17 protein-coding genes are annotated in these 17,682 nt (G+C 36.3%); 7 read left to right on the forward strand and 10 right to left on the reverse strand.

Annotated elements, in window-relative coordinates; genetic code table 11:
- Positions 1-396 precede the first annotated feature (396 nt).
- Entirely contained in the window at positions 397-1,302 is a 906-nt protein-coding gene (locus tag D8M03_RS15510; protein ID WP_121215730.1) for a nucleotidyltransferase-like protein, read from the reverse strand.
- A gap of 203 nt (positions 1,303-1,505) precedes the next feature.
- Between D8M03_RS15510 and D8M03_RS15515 the strand changes: the two genes are divergently transcribed.
- Positions 1,506-1,859, forward strand: a complete 354-nt coding sequence (locus D8M03_RS15515; protein ID WP_121215731.1) for a YgzB family protein — start codon at positions 1,506-1,508, stop codon at positions 1,857-1,859.
- A 100-nt stretch (positions 1,860-1,959) separates the two neighbouring features.
- Here the strand turns inward: D8M03_RS15515 and perR are convergent, their stop codons facing one another.
- From perR to bcp, 3 genes are all read right to left on the reverse strand, one after another.
- A complete protein-coding gene (gene perR / locus D8M03_RS15520) occupies positions 1,960-2,406 on the reverse strand; it encodes a peroxide-responsive transcriptional repressor PerR (RefSeq protein WP_097072680.1) in 447 nt (148 codons plus the stop codon).
- Between the two features lie 184 nt (positions 2,407-2,590).
- Positions 2,591-3,538 (reverse strand): D-2-hydroxyacid dehydrogenase, encoded by a 948-nt coding sequence (locus D8M03_RS15525; protein WP_170148469.1) that lies wholly within the window; start codon positions 3,536-3,538, stop codon positions 2,591-2,593.
- Positions 3,538-4,008 (reverse strand): thioredoxin-dependent thiol peroxidase, encoded by a 471-nt coding sequence (gene bcp / locus D8M03_RS15530; protein WP_121215733.1) that lies wholly within the window; start codon positions 4,006-4,008, stop codon positions 3,538-3,540. Before bcp ends, D8M03_RS15525 begins: the two co-directional genes overlap by 1 nt.
- A 113-nt stretch (positions 4,009-4,121) precedes the next feature.
- On the opposite strand from bcp, the gene D8M03_RS15535 reads away from it, so the two are divergent.
- Positions 4,122-5,414, forward strand: coding sequence for a glutamate-1-semialdehyde 2,1-aminomutase (locus D8M03_RS15535; RefSeq protein ID WP_121215734.1), 1,293 nt, complete (start codon positions 4,122-4,124; stop codon positions 5,412-5,414).
- An 82-nt stretch (positions 5,415-5,496) separates the two neighbouring features.
- Positions 5,497-6,585, forward strand: coding sequence for an FUSC family protein (locus tag D8M03_RS15540; RefSeq protein ID WP_121215735.1), 1,089 nt, complete (start codon positions 5,497-5,499; stop codon positions 6,583-6,585).
- Between the two features lie 45 nt (positions 6,586-6,630).
- Here the strand turns inward: D8M03_RS15540 and D8M03_RS15545 are convergent, their stop codons facing one another.
- Positions 6,631-7,236 (reverse strand): Crp/Fnr family transcriptional regulator, encoded by a 606-nt coding sequence (locus D8M03_RS15545; RefSeq protein WP_170148470.1) that lies wholly within the window; start codon positions 7,234-7,236, stop codon positions 6,631-6,633.
- A 145-nt stretch (positions 7,237-7,381) separates the two neighbouring features.
- On the opposite strand from D8M03_RS15545, the gene D8M03_RS15550 reads away from it, so the two are divergent.
- From D8M03_RS15550 to cysK, 4 genes are all read left to right on the forward strand, one after another.
- Positions 7,382-8,233 (forward strand): ABC transporter ATP-binding protein, encoded by an 852-nt coding sequence (locus D8M03_RS15550; RefSeq protein WP_121215737.1) that lies wholly within the window; start codon positions 7,382-7,384, stop codon positions 8,231-8,233.
- The gene (locus D8M03_RS15555) at positions 8,199-8,951 is read left to right on the forward strand and encodes an ABC transporter permease (RefSeq protein WP_211330984.1); all 753 of its coding nucleotides are present in this window, start codon (positions 8,199-8,201) and stop codon (positions 8,949-8,951) included. The genes D8M03_RS15550 and D8M03_RS15555 overlap by 35 nt, the downstream gene beginning before the upstream one ends.
- Positions 8,952-8,962: 11 nt before the next feature.
- On the forward strand, positions 8,963-9,985 hold the full coding sequence (locus D8M03_RS15560; RefSeq protein ID WP_121215739.1) for an aliphatic sulfonate ABC transporter substrate-binding protein: 1,023 nt from the start codon (positions 8,963-8,965) through the stop codon (positions 9,983-9,985).
- Between the two features lie 101 nt (positions 9,986-10,086).
- Positions 10,087-11,010 carry a cysteine synthase A gene (gene cysK / locus D8M03_RS15565; protein WP_121215740.1) on the forward strand — a complete coding sequence of 308 codons (924 nt, stop codon included), beginning with the start codon at positions 10,087-10,089 and terminating at the stop codon, positions 11,008-11,010.
- Positions 11,011-11,066: 56 nt separating this feature from the next.
- Here cysK and D8M03_RS15570 read toward each other — a convergent pair whose 3' ends face one another.
- The 5 genes from D8M03_RS15570 to D8M03_RS15590 all read right to left on the reverse strand — a co-directional run bounded on the left by D8M03_RS15570 (position 11,067) and on the right by D8M03_RS15590 (position 17,249).
- Entirely contained in the window at positions 11,067-11,951 is an 885-nt protein-coding gene (locus D8M03_RS15570; protein WP_121215741.1) for an ABC transporter permease, read from the reverse strand.
- A 19-nt stretch (positions 11,952-11,970) separates the two neighbouring features.
- Positions 11,971-12,975, reverse strand: a complete 1,005-nt coding sequence (locus D8M03_RS15575) for an ABC transporter permease (RefSeq protein ID WP_121215742.1) — start codon at positions 12,973-12,975, stop codon at positions 11,971-11,973.
- Between the two features lie 644 nt (positions 12,976-13,619).
- Positions 13,620-15,251: an ABC transporter substrate-binding protein gene (locus D8M03_RS15580; protein ID WP_121215743.1), complete on the reverse strand. Its 1,632-nt coding sequence runs from the start codon at positions 15,249-15,251 to the stop codon at positions 13,620-13,622.
- Between the two features lie 29 nt (positions 15,252-15,280).
- Positions 15,281-16,255: an ABC transporter ATP-binding protein gene (locus D8M03_RS15585; RefSeq protein ID WP_121215744.1), complete on the reverse strand. Its 975-nt coding sequence runs from the start codon at positions 16,253-16,255 to the stop codon at positions 15,281-15,283.
- Positions 16,227-17,249: an ABC transporter ATP-binding protein gene (locus tag D8M03_RS15590; RefSeq protein WP_121215745.1), complete on the reverse strand. Its 1,023-nt coding sequence runs from the start codon at positions 17,247-17,249 to the stop codon at positions 16,227-16,229. Before D8M03_RS15590 ends, D8M03_RS15585 begins: the two co-directional genes overlap by 29 nt.
- Positions 17,250-17,682: the final 433 nt, after the last annotated feature.

Below are 17,682 nucleotides of genomic sequence, written 5' to 3' on the forward strand. Positions count from 1 at the left end.
AAAAGAATTTGATAAAGCTCAAAAAATTGCTGGCATCAAAATTGATGTCCAAAATTTTGTTCCTCAATTTAATGAGAAACTATATTCATTAACGTTTTGTTGTTCAGTTTTCAAAGTTCATATCAGTCGTTTTTTTACAACAACTCTTATATCATAACACTTTAACATTTGAGCTGTCAATAAGTTTTTAAAACTTATTTTAGCGACTTAAGCAGATTATCATTTCAAATAATCAATGTCAACAGCTTTCTATTTTATAAAGCTTGTCTATTTAATATCGCGTTAAAGCAGCGACGTTGATAATAATACACCATTAACAATTTTTATGTCAACACTAAAATGCAAAAAACTTTTTCGAGTTGAATCACTCTTCAACCCGAAAAAGGCTTTAAACTTCTATTTATCAATGCTTACGCTGTATTCCCGCTCTACAAACTCTTTATCTACAGAATAATGGCGATGGAAGACCATTTCACTTTTTGCGATAGTTGGATCAACAAGTATATACCCTTTATCAATTAAATATTCAACAAACACTTCTAAATCAATTGAGTAGTATGTTAGTTCTGGATGATTATGTAGTTCCTGTATTGTCCACGTTTCTTTTGAAAGCATTGTTTCTACAATATGCTGTGCTCCGTCATGAGTTCTTGAATTAATTAAAAATTCAATTGCTAAAAATAGTAGTTCTAATCTCTTTTCAAGACTTTCAGAGCTCATCACTAATTCTTCGTATAATTTATAGATGGCTGGTTCAATCTTTTTCACTTGCGACCAAACTGTTACTTCAGGATAAAGACCATTGTCAATTACTGATAATCTTGCTAGATGATGAAGTGAATCAACTACATGATTATATGAATCTAAATAATTTCCGTTATTAAAAAATTCTTTTCCTTCAAAATAACGGCGGATAAGTTTACAAAACTGGATGCCTGTTTTTATTTTGCGTCCAAAGAACGGGAACTCTTGAAGTTTTAATCTTAAATTATGTAAGTATTCATTTCGGTCAAATATTACTTTTCCATGGAAAATCCAATCTACTACACGTCTGTTTGAACCAATATAGAGCCATTTATTTAGAACAGTTTCTGTTATAACGTGCATGGCCATTTTTTGATTTTCATGTAAATAGTGTTTTGTAAAAATCGGTTGTTCAGCTTCTTTTACAACTATTAGTAGAACGGTATCAAATGTATCTGTAATACTTTTTGTTTCTTCACATTTCGTAACAAGGATAACACCTAATGTTTCGGCTTGACTTGCACGCTCTTGATAAATCGGTCGCAAAATGTGCTCCATAATAATCCTCCTAACTTACGATTCATAATTAATTTCGACACTACTAGAGATTCTCCTTCTCAGTCGTTTTACTTTTTTACTAAAATACTAGTCACTCTTTGTCTTAAATAATGTTACATTACTTTATACATTTTGTTTATACAATCTATCCGCAAATTAAAACTTTCTATGTTATAGTAGAGGGTAGATTGGGAGGCACAGACATGGCAAAGAAGAAATACTCAAATAAAATAAATAAAATTCGTTCATTTGCTCTTGCATTAATCTTTATTGGATTTGTAATTATGTATGGGGCAATCTTCTTCCGAGAAAGTCAATTATTGGTTTTAATCTTTATAACATTAGGGTTACTTTGTATTATTGGAAGTACCGTTGTATATGGATGGATTGGATTGCTTTCGACTCGAGCGGTTCAAGTTGTTTGTCCAAGTTGTGGTAAACATACAAAAGTTTTAGGACGAGTTGATATGTGCATGTATTGTAATGAGCCGTTAACACTTGATCCGAACCTTGAAGGTAAAGAGTTTGATGAAGCCTATAATCATCCAAAAAAATAAAACTTGTTGAAAAGGTCACTTCATAAAGAAGCTGACCTTTTTTGTATCCATAAATTTTACAAATAAAAAACCTAGCAGCTGAGCCACTAGGTCTTCCCTACTATAATACTTGTTTTCCAGCACTTTCAAGACATTCTTGGCATGTACCATATACTTCAAGACGATGTGAATGTACTTTGAAGCCTGTTACATGTGATGCAAATTGCTCCACTTCGTTTAAGCCTGGATAATGGAAATCAACAATCTTACCACAGCCTTGACAGATCATATGGTAATGATCATTCGTTACGAAATCAAATCTGCTTGCTGCATCACCATAAGTTAGTTCCTTTACAAGTCCAGCTTCACGGAATACACGTAAGTTATTGTAAACCGTAGCAACACTCATGTTTGGGAACTTTCCTTCCAATGCTTTATATATTTCATCAGCAGTTGGATGAGTCATTGATTCGATTAAATATTCCAAAATAGCATGACGCTGCGGAGTAATTCTTACACCTGTTGTCTTTAACGTGTCGAGCGCATCTTTTAAATGCAGTTCAGACATCGCCATGCACCTCTTTTCATAAGAATTCTTACTTTATAATAGTTATAAATAGTTTAGCGAATATATTTGTACTAGTCAACATTTCCTTACTTTACACTGATACTTTACGTTCATTTTCATCAAATATTCATAAGAAATTGATATTTTTTATAAATTTTCAATCAAGTATCCTTCTAAACTATTCTCAGTACCCTCTTAATATGTCCATTTTATTCTCTAAATCCGTTTCACCCTTCAACCATTTTTCCAAACTAGGGACAAAAATTTCAAAGCTGCGTTCTAAATATCTTGTAGAGTGACTCGAGCAATGAGGGGAAATCGTAATATTATCTAGGTCCCAAAGTTTACTATTTGATGGAAGTGGTTCTTCCTCGAAGACATCCAACACTGCATGACCTATTAACTTTTCCTCAAGAACACGAATTAATAAATCTGTTTCTACTAAGTCTCCGCGACCGAAGTTCATAAAAATTGCACTATCTTTCATTAATTGAAAATGCTCATATTGAAATAGGTGCTTTGTTTCTTTCGTACTTGGCAATATGGAAATTACAATGTCTGCTTTGGGTAAATGATTTTTTAGCTCAGTAATCTGATAGGTTTCATTCATATAAGGCGCAGATTGACCACTTCGATTAAATCCAATTGTATTGACTTGAAATGCTTGGAGGATACGCCCAAGTTCAGCCCCAATTGCCCCAGGACCGATAATAAATGCCGTACTACCATTTAGTTCACTTGGGTTACCGCCTCTTTTATTCCAAATCCGATTTTTCTGATTCTGATAAATATATGGTAAAGATCTTTTTAAAGATAAAATATGCGCTAATACGGATTCTGCCATAGGTTTCTTATGAATACCGCGCACATTTGAAACTAATATTTCACGCTCAGCGATTTTCTCATGGGGCATCATTTCTACACCAGCAGATGCGACAAATATCCATTTTAGATTTTGTGCAATCTCAATATGGTCTTCTGTTAAATCTTCCCCATATGTAACGATTACATCCGCTTGAGCTAATACATTATTATCGATTTCGTTATGGAAAACGAAAGTTACTTGAGGAAACTGATCGAGTAGCTGTTGTTGTAAGTCTGGTCGCGAATCAAATGTAAAATAAACTAGCATTATTCATTTTCTCCTTCACGTAAATACGACAATACCTCTTCAATATGATTTTTCACTTTTACCTTACGCCACTCTTTTTCAACAATTCCCTCTTCATTAATTAAAAAAGTGGAACGTTCAATCCCCATAAATTCCCTTCCATACATTTTCTTTAAGACCCAAACGCCATATTGTTCAGCAACGCTATGGTCTTCATCCACCAATAACGAAAATGGTAATCCATATTTTTCAATAAACTTTGTATGTTTTGATGCAGTATCTCCACTAATTCCTAGTATGACAGCATTTAATCCCGAGAATTCTTCGTGTCTATCACGGAAATCACAAGCTTCCGTTGTACAGCCAGGTGTCATATCTTTTGGATAAAAATAAAGCACAACTTTCTTCCCTCGATAATCACTTAAACTGATTTGTTCTTCCTTTTCATTCAATAAAGTAAAGTCTGGAGCTTTTTGATTTTCTAATGTCATAGCAATTCCTCCCTTTTCAATATCCTACATAACAGATAGTTTAGTTTCAAATTCTTTGGCGTTCACGGAAAAATAGGTCTACAATAGATGTGAATAAATTTAGGAGGATACAAATGAATCATTCAAAATCACAAGAAGTATATAACGAAGCATTAGAACATATCGTAGGTGGGGTGAATAGTCCATCACGTTCTTATAAAGCGGTTGGCGGCGGCGCTCCAGTTGTAATGGCAAAAGGGAAAGGTCCATATTTTTGGGATGTCGACGGAAATCGTTACATCGATTACTTAGCAGCATACGGACCAATTATCACTGGCTTTGGTCACCCACATATTGCAAAGGCGATTGCTCATGCTGCAGAAACAGGTGTGCTTTTTGGAACACCAACAGAACATGAAGTGAAATTTGCAAAAATGTTAAAAGAAGCAATTCCTTCATTAGATAAAGTGCGTTTTACAAACTCTGGTACGGAAGCGGTTATGACAACTGTACGTGTAGCACGTGCTTATACAGGACGTACAAAAATTATTAAATTTGCTGGCTGTTACCACGGACACTTTGACCAAGTTTTAGTTGCAGCAGGTTCTGGCCCAGCAACACTTGGTTCACCCGATTCAGCAGGGGTACCTGTCAATGTAGCAACTGAAGTTATTACAGTACCTTTCAATAATAAAGAACAATTCCAACTTGCTATTGATAAATGGGGGGATGAAGTGGCCGCCATCTTAATCGAGCCAATCGTAGGTAACTTCGGTATCGTACAACCAAACCCTGGCTTCCTTGAATATGTACACGAAGTAGCTAAAGAAAAAGGAGCACTTACAATTCATGATGAAGTTATCACAGCATTCCGTTTCCACTATGGTGCTGCACAAGACTTACTAGGTTTAACACCTGACTTAACTGCAATGGGTAAAATCATCGGCGGCGGTTTACCAATTGGTGCTTATGGTGGACGTAAAGAAATTATGGAAACAGTAGCTCCATTAGGCCCTGCATATCAAGCAGGAACAATGGCTGGTAACCCAGCTTCCATGTTAGCTGGTATTGCGTGCCTAGAAGTGTTAAAACAACCAGGTGTTTATGAAGAAATGGATCGCTTAGGTGGCATTTTAGAAAAAGGTATTTTAGAAGCTGCTGAAAAACATGGTGTAACGATTACTGTGAACCGTTTAAAAGGGGCGCTTACAGTTTACTTCACTAACGAAAAAGTAGAAAACTATGAGCAAGCTGAAAACTCAGATGGTGAAATGTTTGGTCGCTTCTTTAAATTAATGTTAGAAAAAGGGGTTAATTTAGCTCCTTCTAAATATGAAGCTTGGTTCTTAACAACAGAACATAAAGAAGAAGATATTGTGGAAACAATTGCTGCAGTTGATTATGCCTTTTCTCAATTAAAGAACTAGATGGAATGTTGACTAACTTGATAAAATTGGGTAAAGTTGTAATTTCTAATATTCGAATGTGAAAGAGAGGGCGAACTTTTTAATGCAAGTAGGTGCCCGCGTATTAAAAACAGGAGTCGCAATTGTTATTGCGCTTTTTCTTGCAGAATTTTTTAAATTACCTTCACCTGTATTCGCCGGTATTGCAGCAATTTTTGCCATTCAACCATCTATTTATAGATCTTACTTATCTATTGTAGAGCAAATACAAGGTAATTTTATTGGCGCTACAATTGCTGTTATATTCGGTTTATCGTTTGGTCATCACATTGTAGCAATTGGTATCGCAGCAATTATTGTAATTGCATTAATGCGTAAATTTAACTTGGATAATTCGATGTCCCTGGCTCTCGTTACGCTCGTTGCCATAATGGTATATGAAGGAAACGATTTTTTAGAGTTTGGTACTATCCGCTTTGTAACCGTAATGGTAGGTGTATTTGCAGCATTTATCGTGAATCTAGTGTTTATTCCGCCAAAATATGAGATTAAACTCTTTAAAATGATTGACTCTCTGCAAGACGATATCATTCGGTGGACTCGACTAGCTGCAAGACAAGCATCTGAACATACATCAACTAAAGTTGCACTATCTAAATTTGATAGTCGCCTTACGGATGTTCGGAATATGTATGACTTTTATAAAGAAGAACGTCACTATACAAAGAAAAAGCGTTATGCTCAAGCAAGAAAACTCGTAATTTATCGTCAAATGATAACAACAACTAAGAAAAGCTTGGAATTACTTCATCGCTTACACAAACATGAGAACGAGATCTCAAACTTACCACCTCAATTTAAAACAATGGTTCAAGAACGATTAGATTTTCTCCTAACATTCCATGAACAACTGTTATTAAAATTTACTGGTAAGCTTAAGCCTGAACATTCCAAGTGGGTAGTGGAAGAAGATAATAAGCATGCAGAAGTAATGGATCAATTAATCCACCAAATTGCTTATGAACAAGACCGCGAAGGCGAAGAGGAATTTTCAAGTTATCACTTGTTTTACATTTTCTCGAGGCTTCTAGATTATGAAGAAAACCTAGAACATTTAGATACGTTGATTGTTTCTTATCGTAGTTATCACGGAAATGAAAAAAATTCTGACCTTGAAGAAGGATACTACTAAAGAAAAAGAGGGCTTCCCAAAATCTAGGGGAGTCCTCTTTCCATTTTATACAGGCTGATCAATATGAAGTAATTGAATATTCCCTCGTTCATATTGGATTCTGCCTTCCTTTTTCCATTTGTTCAAGTACATTGTAATTTTTTGACGGCTACAGCCAAGCATAAACGAGATTTCCTCATGGGTTAGTGGAATATCTACGGTTAAAACACCATTTACATCTTTAGCTAACTTTTTCAATAACCATCTCAATCTTTCTTCTACAGTCATTTTTGAATGCACAAAAATTAATTCATGGGCTTCTGATAATTGTTTTATTAGTGTAAGAACTAAACTTTGTTCGATAATCGAATTTCCGCTTTGTTGTAAAAGCACCTCGATTGGAATCGCAACTAATTTTGTATTCGTTAAAGCTACTGAATAACGACTATACTCTATTTCCCCATTAAATCTTTCGAGAAATCCAAATAAATTTCCGGGATAAAGTAGCGCTATCGTTACCGTTTGACCATCTTTTGCGTCATCAGCTAACTTTACTAAACCTTCCATTATGTAGTAAACATTTTTCACTTCTTCACCAGCCTGATAAATCCGCTGTCCTTTTGAAAAGTGAACTATTTTTCCATATTGTTCAATTGACGCTCTAAATTCCATTAACATCCCCCTTCATTAATTATTATACAAAAGTATTCGGAAATTGTAACAAAGGTGACAGAAAGTATATTTTCTAACGACTATTATAGTAATAGCATAAAAACATAGTAATTTAATAAGTTTTATAAGAAAGAAGGGAGTTCATTTGTCAGCTGATCATATTACCCTAAAAAATGTACATAAAAAGTTCGAGAGTAAAGAACACAATTCAACGATTGCATTAGATGATGTTACATTAACGATAAAAAAAGGTGAATTTGTTTCCTTATTAGGACCTTCAGGATGTGGGAAGTCTACACTTTTAAATATAATTGCAGGACTTGAAAAAGAAACTTCCGGTTCTTTACTTGTTAACAATAAAGAAATTAAAGGTCCTGGAAATGATCGAATTGTTGTATTTCAGGAATCTGGTTTATTTCCTTGGATGACGGTTCTCGAAAATGTAATGTATGGACTGCTTATAAAAAAGGTACCAAAAGAAGAGGCAAAAAAACAAGCAATGTCTTGGTTACAGAAAGTACATCTTGGTAAATTTGCTCATTCCATGCCACACGAATTATCTGGTGGTATGAAACAACGTGTCGCAATTGCACGTGCACTTGTAATGGATCCAGAAATTCTTTTAATGGATGAACCATTTGCAGCATTAGATGAACAAACACGAATGGTATTACATAAGGAACTCGAAAAACTGTGGCATGAAACAGGTAAAACAATTATCTTCGTAACACATAACATTCGAGAAGCTGTTGTATTATCAGACCGTATTGTATTAATGAAAACTCGACCAGGTGGTATTAAAAATATCTTCCCTGTTCAAGCATCGAGACCTCGAAATTCGTCCGATAGCATTTTAATACATTTAGAGAATCGTATATTAACAGAACTTGAACAAGAAATGGAAAAAGTGCTGAAGGAGGAATTAGGTAGTGACTACGCTCTTGAGAAGGATCGCCTTCGTGATGATCCTCATAATAATTTGGGAAGCGATATCTAAATTCGAAGTATTCCCAGCTTTCATGTGGCCACCATTCATCATTCCAAATGACCCAGGTGGAGTTACTGTAATAAAAACACTTATAAACGGACTAATTAGTGGGCAATTATTAGAAGCAACTGGTTCATCCATTGTTCGATTGCTAGTAGGTTTTGTAATTGCAGTCATTATTGGATTGGTACTTGGCTTCTTAATATATAAATACAAAATTATTGACGATACAATAGGATTTTTCGTCACTACATTACAAGCCATTCCAAATATCGTTTGGATGCCACTAGCCATTCTTTGGTTTGGTCTTGGGGTAGGCTCTGTTATCTTTATCGTTATTTTAGGGGCGGCTCTTTCCATTACGATTACGTCTAGTACCGCTTTTAAAAGTGTTAATCCCCTACTCATTCGTGTTGCAAAAACGATGGGGTCATCGGGGTTCCATCTTTTCCGTACTGTTATTTTCAAAGCAACAGTACCTCAGCTTATCGCAGGACTTCGTTTAGCATGGGCACTTGCTTGGCGTGCTGTGCTAGCAGGGGAATTACTAGGTGGTAGCGGTGGTCTTGGTACACTACTTGACTTAGGACGCTCCATCCAAGCGATGGATTTAATCTTTAGTATTATGATCATTATTGGAGTAATTGGCTCCTTAATTGATAACTTTATTTTTGTAAAACTTGAACGCTATGTATTTAGAAAATACGGCATTCAATCAAACCGTTAGGAGATGACAAAATGAAAAAGAACAAATTTTTATTACTAGCACTATTAACCCTTGTAATTGGTGTACTTGCTGCATGTGGTAATAGTGAAAAAGAATCTGGATCTACTGAAGAAAAAGATGCAGCAACAGAAGTACGTATTGGTTACTTCCCAAATATGACACACATCGCTACAATCGTTGGACTTGAAAAAGGTTTCTATCAAGAACAATTCGGTGAAAATGTTACAATTTCAACAAAGACTTTTAGTGACGGTTCTGCATTCATGGAAGCAATGTCAACAAATGCAATTGATTTAGGTACAGTAGGTCCTACACCTGCATTAAATACTTTTGTTAAAAACCCACAACACGAAATTATCGCTGGTGCTGTAAACGCTGGTGCTGTACTTGTTGTAGGTGCGGATTCAGGAATTAACAGTGTTGCAGATTTAGCTGGTAAAACAGTTGCTGTTCCAACTTTCGGTAGTACTCAAGATGTTGGATTAATGAAATCATTACAAGATGCTGGTTTAAAAGTAAAATCAAGCGGTGGCGATGTTAACACAATTAAACAAGCTCCTGCTGACACAGCTGCTTTAATGTTAAAAGGTGAAATCGATGCTGCAGCAACTCAAGAACCTTGGGGCGTAAACATCGAAACTAATGCAAACGCAAAATTATTATTAGATGAAACACAATTTGCTTGGGGTAGTGAATCTACTAATACTGTTGTAGCTGCTAGAAAAGAATTCACAACTAACAATCCAGAATTAACGAAAAAAGCTTTAAAAGCTCACAAACAAGCAATCGACTTTATCAATGAAAACCCAGAAGAAGCAATTCAATTATTCCTTGACCATGTAAAAGAAATTACAGGTAAAGAACTTTCAAAAGATGAAGTTACAAAAGCATTTGCTCGTTTAACTCCAACAACAGATGTAAACGAAGATGTTTTAAAAGAAATGGCTACTATCTCTAAAGAAGCTGGTTACATTACTTCTGACAACATTGATGGATTAGTAAATCTTTCTTATTTAGAAGAAGCTTTAAAATAATAATCAATTTTCTTAGATTATTTGATAGAAATTTTTTATACTGTTTTAAAAGCTAGGTTAATTAGCCTAGCTTTTTGTAAATTTTTAAAGAAGGTGTCTACATGAAATTGCATAATTCTATTTTAGAATTAGTTGGAGATACTCCAATCGTGAAATTAAATAAATTACCTGCTACAGACGGCGCACAAGTTTTTATGAAGCTTGAATCGTTTAATCCTGGTGGAAGTGTAAAAGACCGCGCAGCATTAAATATGATTGAGCAAGCAGAAAAAGAAGGCAAGTTAACTCCAGGAGTAAGTACTGTAATTGAACCGACTTCAGGAAACACAGGGATTGGACTTGCAATGGTTTGTGCAGTAAAAGGTTATCGTTGCATTATCACAATGCCAGATAACGCTACGAAAGAACGCGTACTACTTATGAAAGCGTATGGTGCAGAAGTTCACCTTACACCTGCAGCTTTACGTATGCAAGGTTCCATCGATGAAGCGATTCGCATTGCAGCGGATATTCCAAATAGTTATATTCCATTACAGTTTGATAATCCAGCAAATGCTGATGCGCATCGCCATACAACGGCTGTTGAAATATTAAATGCCTTTGATCATCAACTAGATGCTTTAGTTCTAACAGCTGGAACTGGCGGTACTGTAACAGGTACTGGTGAAGAATTAAAGAAAGCATTGCCGAATTTAAAAATTTATGTGGTAGAACCTGCTGGATCACCTGTATTAGCTGGTGGTAGCCCAGGACCACATAAAATTCCAGGGACTGGCCCAGGATTCATTCCCAAAATTTTAAATCCTAATGTGTTCGATGAAATTCTTCATATTCAAGATGAAGATGCGGAAACAACAGCAAGACAACTTGCTGCACAAGAAGGGATATTAGTTGGTGCATCAGGTGCAGCTTCTGCATACTTTGCGATTCAAAAAGCAAAAGAACTCCCACCAACAGCCCGCGTACTATGTTTAGCACCGGATACTGGTGAGCGTTATTTATCTTCAGATTTATTTCCATATTAAAAATTAGTTTCCGAGGAAATAGTAAAAGGTGAGCTTTTAGTAGCTCACCTTTTATGTTAATTTTTCATCTTTGGGTCTAACGCATCTCGTAACCCATCACCCATCAAGTTAAATCCAAGAACTGTGAGCATAATCGCTAAACCTGGGAAAATCATAGTCCAAGGTGCTGTCATTAGGTGTACCCGCGCATCTGAAAGCATTTTCCCCCACTCTGGTTGAGGTGCAACTGCCCCAAGTCCTAAGAAACTTAAAGCAGCTGCCTCAATAATGGCAGTAGCAATTGCTAATGTTCCCTGCACAATAATCGGTGAAAAGGAATTTGGTAATATGTGTCGTAGTAATATCCTTGAATCTTTCATACCTATTGCTTTAGCCGCAACTATATATTCTTCTTCCTTTACACTTAATACTTTTGAACGGATTAAACGACCAAAATTCGGAATGTTAATAATCGCAATAGCAATTAAAGCATTTTGTAAAGATGGCCCTAAAATAGAGACAATTGCAATGGCTAATAAGATACTAGGAAACGCTAGCATTATATCAAATAGCCGAGAAATGATAGTGTCTAAAATACGACCATAATAGCCTGCAATAATCCCTAAAAAACTCCCTACAATTGCTGATATCACAACGGATAAAAATCCTACAGCTAATGAAATTCTGGCCCCATGAACAATTCGAGAAAAAATATCCCTTCCAAAATCATCGGTACCAAACCAAAACTCCCCGGATGGAGGAAGTAGACGTACACTTAAATTTTGATCGTTTATACCTTGTGGTGCAAAAAGAGGACCAAATAGAGCTAAAAGAATAAAAAATAGTACGATTACTGTTCCAACAAGAGCAGCTTTACTTTTTTTCAAGCTTCGCCATGCTTCTTTCCATGGTCCCACTGCCTTTTCTTCTACTGCTTTCATTTCCATTGAATTTGAAACCATCTCTATTTTTCTCCTCCTTTTAGTTATATTTAATTCTCTTATCAATTACTGTGTATAAGATATCAACGATTAAATTAATCATGACAAACATAAAGGCAACAACTAATATCCCTGATTGGATAACGGTATAATCACGATAGCCAATTGCTTCATATATATAGCGTCCAATACCTGGCCAACTAAAAATCGTTTCGGTTAAAATTGCTCCTCCAAGTAACAAACCTGTTTGTAGTCCAATTACTGTTAAAATCGGAATGAGAGCATTTTTTAATGCATGTTTATAAATTACCACTGCCATCTTTTGACCTTTCGCCCGCGCAGTTCGAATATAATCAGAACGCATAACCTCAAGCATTGATGAACGTGTCATTCGTGCAATAATTGCCATTGGAATAGTGGCAAGGGCTAAGCCTGGTAAAACTAAATGTTTGATTGTTACAAGGAACTGATCAAACCGACCTTGTAGTAGCGTATCAATTAAATAGAAATGGGTTATGGCTGCGACAGGGTCCCTCACTTCTTCTCGCCCAGATGTAGGAAACCATCCTAGATTTATACTAAATGCCCATTGCTCCATTAAACCAAGCCAGAAGATTGGCATCGATACACCAATTAACGCAATGACCATAGCAATATAATCAAACCAAGAGTTTTGGAACCAAGCAGAAATAATGCCGGCATTCATGCCAATAATAACTGCTAATATCATTGCAAATAATGCTAATTCAAATGTTGCTGCTAAATACGGCCAAATCTCAGTTGTAATAGGCTGTCTTGTACGCAATGACTCACCTAAATCACCAGTAAATAGTCCTTTTAAATAATCAAAGTATTGAATATACCACGGCTGATTAAGTCCTAACTTTTCCCGTAATGCAGCCATTGCTTCTGCAGTAGCTTGCTGTCCTAAAATTACTTGTGCTGGATCACCTGGAATCGCTCGAATGATTAAAAATACGATAAAAGTCATTCCTAATAACACAGGAATTAAATGCAATATTCGCTTTCCTATGTAGTTGAACATAACTTCACCTCTTTCGATAGAGTAGCAAAATTTAGTTTTCATAGAGTTGGAGCTCATTAAGCCGGTTTTGATTCGTTTATTTACGATATGAAGACTATTTGGACAGGGTTTTCATGTGGTTTTGTCCTTCATCGGGCTCATGAAGACCACTTTGATCAGATTTTCATGTGGTTTTGTCCTTCATCGGCTTTATGAAGACCACTTTGACCAGAATTTCGTGCTGTTTTGTCCTTCATAAACGTTATGAAGACCATTTCTGCCGATTTTTCACTCGGTTTTGTCCTTCATCAGCTTTATGAAGACCATTTGCACCAGATTTTCGTGCTGTTTTGTCCTTCATCGGGCTCATGAAGACCATTCGCACCAGATTTTCGTGCTGTTTTGTCCTTCATCCAACTTATGAAGACCACTTTGATTAGATTTTCATGTAGTTTTGTCCTTCATAAGTGTTATGAACACCATTCCAGCCAGTTCTCCACGCTGTTTTGTCCTTCATCCACCTTATGAAGACCACTTTGACCAGAATTTCGTGCTATTTTGTCCTTCATTCGCCTTACAAAAATCACTTCGAACCAATGTCATTCTATATTAAGTTTAAAAATAAAGGAGAGGCACAGCACCTCCCCCTTATTTTGGCTATCTCATTATTGAATTGACACATTCACTAAGCTTTCTGATCCTGTTGGGTGTGGTAAATAGTTCGTTACACCTTTTTTCCCTGCAAGTAATGGGATTGAGTGCGCTAATGGTACCCATGGCGCATCTTCGTGAATAATTGCTTGCGCTTCTTTATATAACTGAATACGTTTTTCTTCATCAACTTCTGATTGAGCTGCGATTAATAATTTGTGAGCAGCATCACTTGAATAGTAAGCATAGTTGTTACTTCCAATGTTGTCTGCATCTAATAAAGTGTATAAGAAGTTATCCGCATCCCCGTTATCACCAGTCCATCCTAGTAAGAATGCATCCGCTTCTCCATCTTTCGCTTTATCTAAATATGTTGCCCACTCAAATGTAACAATTTTAGACGGGATACCAACATCCGCTAAGTTTTTCTGAATTGCTTCAGCTACCTTTTGTCCATCTGGCATATATGGACGTGGAACAGGCATTGCCCAAAGTTCAATTTCTGCACCATCATAGCCAGCTTCCGCTAGTAATTCCTTCGCTTTTTCAGGATTGTACTCATATCCTACAATCTCATCATTGTATCCACTAATTGATGGAGGCATTGGGTTGACCGCAACTTCAGCGCGACCTTCAAAGAATGCGTCCACAATCGCTTGTTTATCGATCGCATAGTTTACTGCTTGACGCACTAATTTGTTATCAAAAGGTTTACGTGTATTTGTTAAACCTAAGTACCCAATATTCATTGATGGACGTTCAATTAGCTTAAGTTCTGAATTCGATTCAATTGATGCAGCATCAGAAGGATTGATACCATCCGCTAAATCGATTTCACCTGTCACTAATGCATTTAAACGTGCAGAGTTATCTGGTATTGCACGGAAAATAATTGTATCTAATTTTGGAAGTCCTTCTTTCCAATAGTTTTCATTTTTCTTTACAGTGATAGAATCATTACGTTTCCACTCTACAAAGACAAATGGACCTGTACCAACTGGATTGTCACCAAATTTATCACCTGCAGATTCAAATGCTGTTGGTGAAGCAATACCAAATGGACTCATTGCAAGATTTTTTAAGAAAGGCGCTTGTGGTCGAGATAATTCAAATACAACTGTATGATCATCTACAGCTGTAACAGTTTTAATGATGTCTTCTCCTTCAGCTTTAAACATGGAATTGAAATAATAGAATTGTTCTTCAGTACCTGCTTTCCAACGTTCAATGTTTTTCACTACAGCTTCAGCGTTAAAATCTGTTCCATCGTGGAATTTCACACCTTCTTGTAAATGGAATGTATATGTTAAGCCATCATCGCTTACTTCCCATTCCTTCGCTAAACTAGGTTGAATAGTTGTATCTTGTTCACCGAATTCAAGTAGTGTCTCAAAGATATTTTCTGTAACCTTAAATGACTCACCATCTGTAACGATCGCAGGATCAAGTGATACTGAATCACCACCACGACCAAATACCAAAACTTGAGGAACTGATTCATTTGTTGTTTCTTCTGTTGCTGCTTCACCTGATGTTTCTGTTTTTGCTGGTTCTGTCGTTTCTTCATTGTTACTACATGCTGCTAGAATTGCTGTTAGAGCTAATAGTAGAAATAGCCCAACTGACCAAAGTTTGTTTCTTCCCATAATTACCCTCCCATGTTTCTTAATCTATGTCATTGTTGCTCGCCGATTAGATGACAAGCAACAGAGTGACCTGACTTAACTTCCACTAATTCAGGAACTTTCGTTTGGCATATGCTCGTTGCATAGGGACATCGCGATTGAAATGTACAACCTGTATCAGGTATTGAACTCGCTGTATCTCCCTTTAGCATGATTTGCTCCCTTTGATACGTTGGATCCGGAATTGGAACCGCTGAAAGGAGTGCTTGTGTATATGGGTGAAGTGGTTCTGCATATAAAGACTCACTTGGAGCGATTTCTACGATTCTACCTAAATACATCACTCCAACACGATCACTTATATGTCTAACCACACCTAAATCATGGGCAATAAAAATATAAGTAAGTTTTAAATCTTCTTGTAATCTCTTCATCAGATTTAAAACTTGTGCTTGTATGGAAACATCAAGTGCAGAAACTGGTTCATCTGCAATAATCAGTTTTGGATTTGTCATCAATGCTCGAGCAATGCCTATTCGTTGACGTTGCCCTCCACTAAACTGATGTGGATAACGCTGTGCATGATAAGCACTTAACCCTACTATTTCTAAATACTCTTCAACTCGATTTTGTCTTTCCTTTTTATTTCCGATCCCGTGCACAATTAACGGTTCTTCTAGTATCTTTTTAACCGTGTGTCTGGGATTTAAAGATGCATAAGGATCTTGGAATACCATTTGAATATCTCGCCTTGCTTTTCGCATTTCCGTTTTTGAAAGTGAAGAGAGTTCAACATTTTGAAACACTATCGATCCATCAGTTGGCTCTAGTAATCTCATAATCATCCGACCCGTAGTTGACTTTCCACAACCAGATTCCCCTACAATCCCGAGTGTTTCACCTTCATAAACTTCAAATGAAACATCGTCAACCGCCTTTACATAGCTCATATTCTTATTTAACAAACCGGCTTTTTTAGGGAAATATTTTTTCACTTTATCTACTTTCAGCAACACGTTGGACATTTTTAATCCCTCCCGCTTCTTGTAAGAAACACCTTGAACGATGTTGTTGTGCAGATTCAACTTCATATAATGGTGGATTTTCGGATGTACAGCGGTCCGTTACAAATTCACAGCGGGATGCAAATCTACATCCAACAGTAATTGATCCCGGTTTTGGAACATTTCCTGGTATTGAATACAAACTAGACTTTTTATATCTCATATCTGGTACTGATTGGATTAATCCAAATGTATACGGATGTTGAGGATTTTTGAAAATCTCATGAACAGGTGCTTCTTCAACTATTTGACCTGCATACATGACAATCACTCGTTCACACGTTTCAGCAACAACACCTAAATCATGTGTGATTAGTAAAACTGCAGTATTTAGTTGCTCATTTAGTTCTTTCATTAACTTTAAAATCTGAGCTTGAATCGTCACATCTAACGCAGTTGTCGGTTCATCGGCTATTAACAACTTAGGACTGCATAGTAGGGCCATCGCAATCATGACTCTTTGTCTCATACCACCTGATAATTGATGAGGGTAATTATTCATTAACTCCTCGGCTCTAGGTAATCCAACAAGTTTCATCATTTCAATCGCTCTACTTTTTGCTTGTTTTTTCTTCCAATCTTTATTGTGAATACGAATTGCTTCTACAAGTTGATTGCCAATTGTATACAGGGGGTTTAGCGATGTCATTGGCTCTTGAAAAATCATTGCAACATCTCTTCCCCGTACTTTCCGCATTTCCTTTTCCGATAAACTCGTTAAATCCTGACCATCAAGGAGTATTTGGCCAGATGTAATTTTTCCTGGGGGTGATGGTACAAGACCCATGATAGACAATGATGTTACACTTTTTCCGCAGCCTGATTCTCCTACGATTGCTAATATTTCGCCTCTATTAACATGAAAACTAATATGATCAACAGCTGGTATTGCTCCTTCATCTGTAAAAAAGGTCGTTTCTAAGTCTTTAACTTCTAGTAATGTTCTCTTTCCCATCTCAATCCCCCTTAAGCAAAATCATCCGAAATATAAAGAAAATATAAAACTATCTAGCATATGCTGAAATAATAGAGAAAATGAAATCTCTTTTTAATATGCTAAGATATTTTCACTTATGATAGATTTCACCAAAATTCTTTCGACATCTAAATTCAGCGCCAACACTTTATTCATCTAAAACACTAACAAATCAACCTATTAAAAAGCGTTGATATTACTGTGTTTTGCTTAAGATCGAGATAAATAAAAAAATGCCGAGCAAGTCGATTCTTGACTTACTTGGCATTTTTTTGTCGTACTATTTTTTAGTGGTCCTTTGTCAATTGTTGGGGTAAGAAATGAGAGGACAAGAAAACTTGGATATTTGATATACTATTCTGCCATCCATTTCTTCTGAAGCGTAGCGAAGAAGGAATGGATGGCAGAACGC

Origin of the sequence: Ureibacillus endophyticus, assembly GCF_003628435.1 — a bacterium.
Taxonomy (GTDB): domain Bacteria; phylum Bacillota; class Bacilli; order Bacillales_A; family Planococcaceae; genus Ureibacillus; species Ureibacillus endophyticus.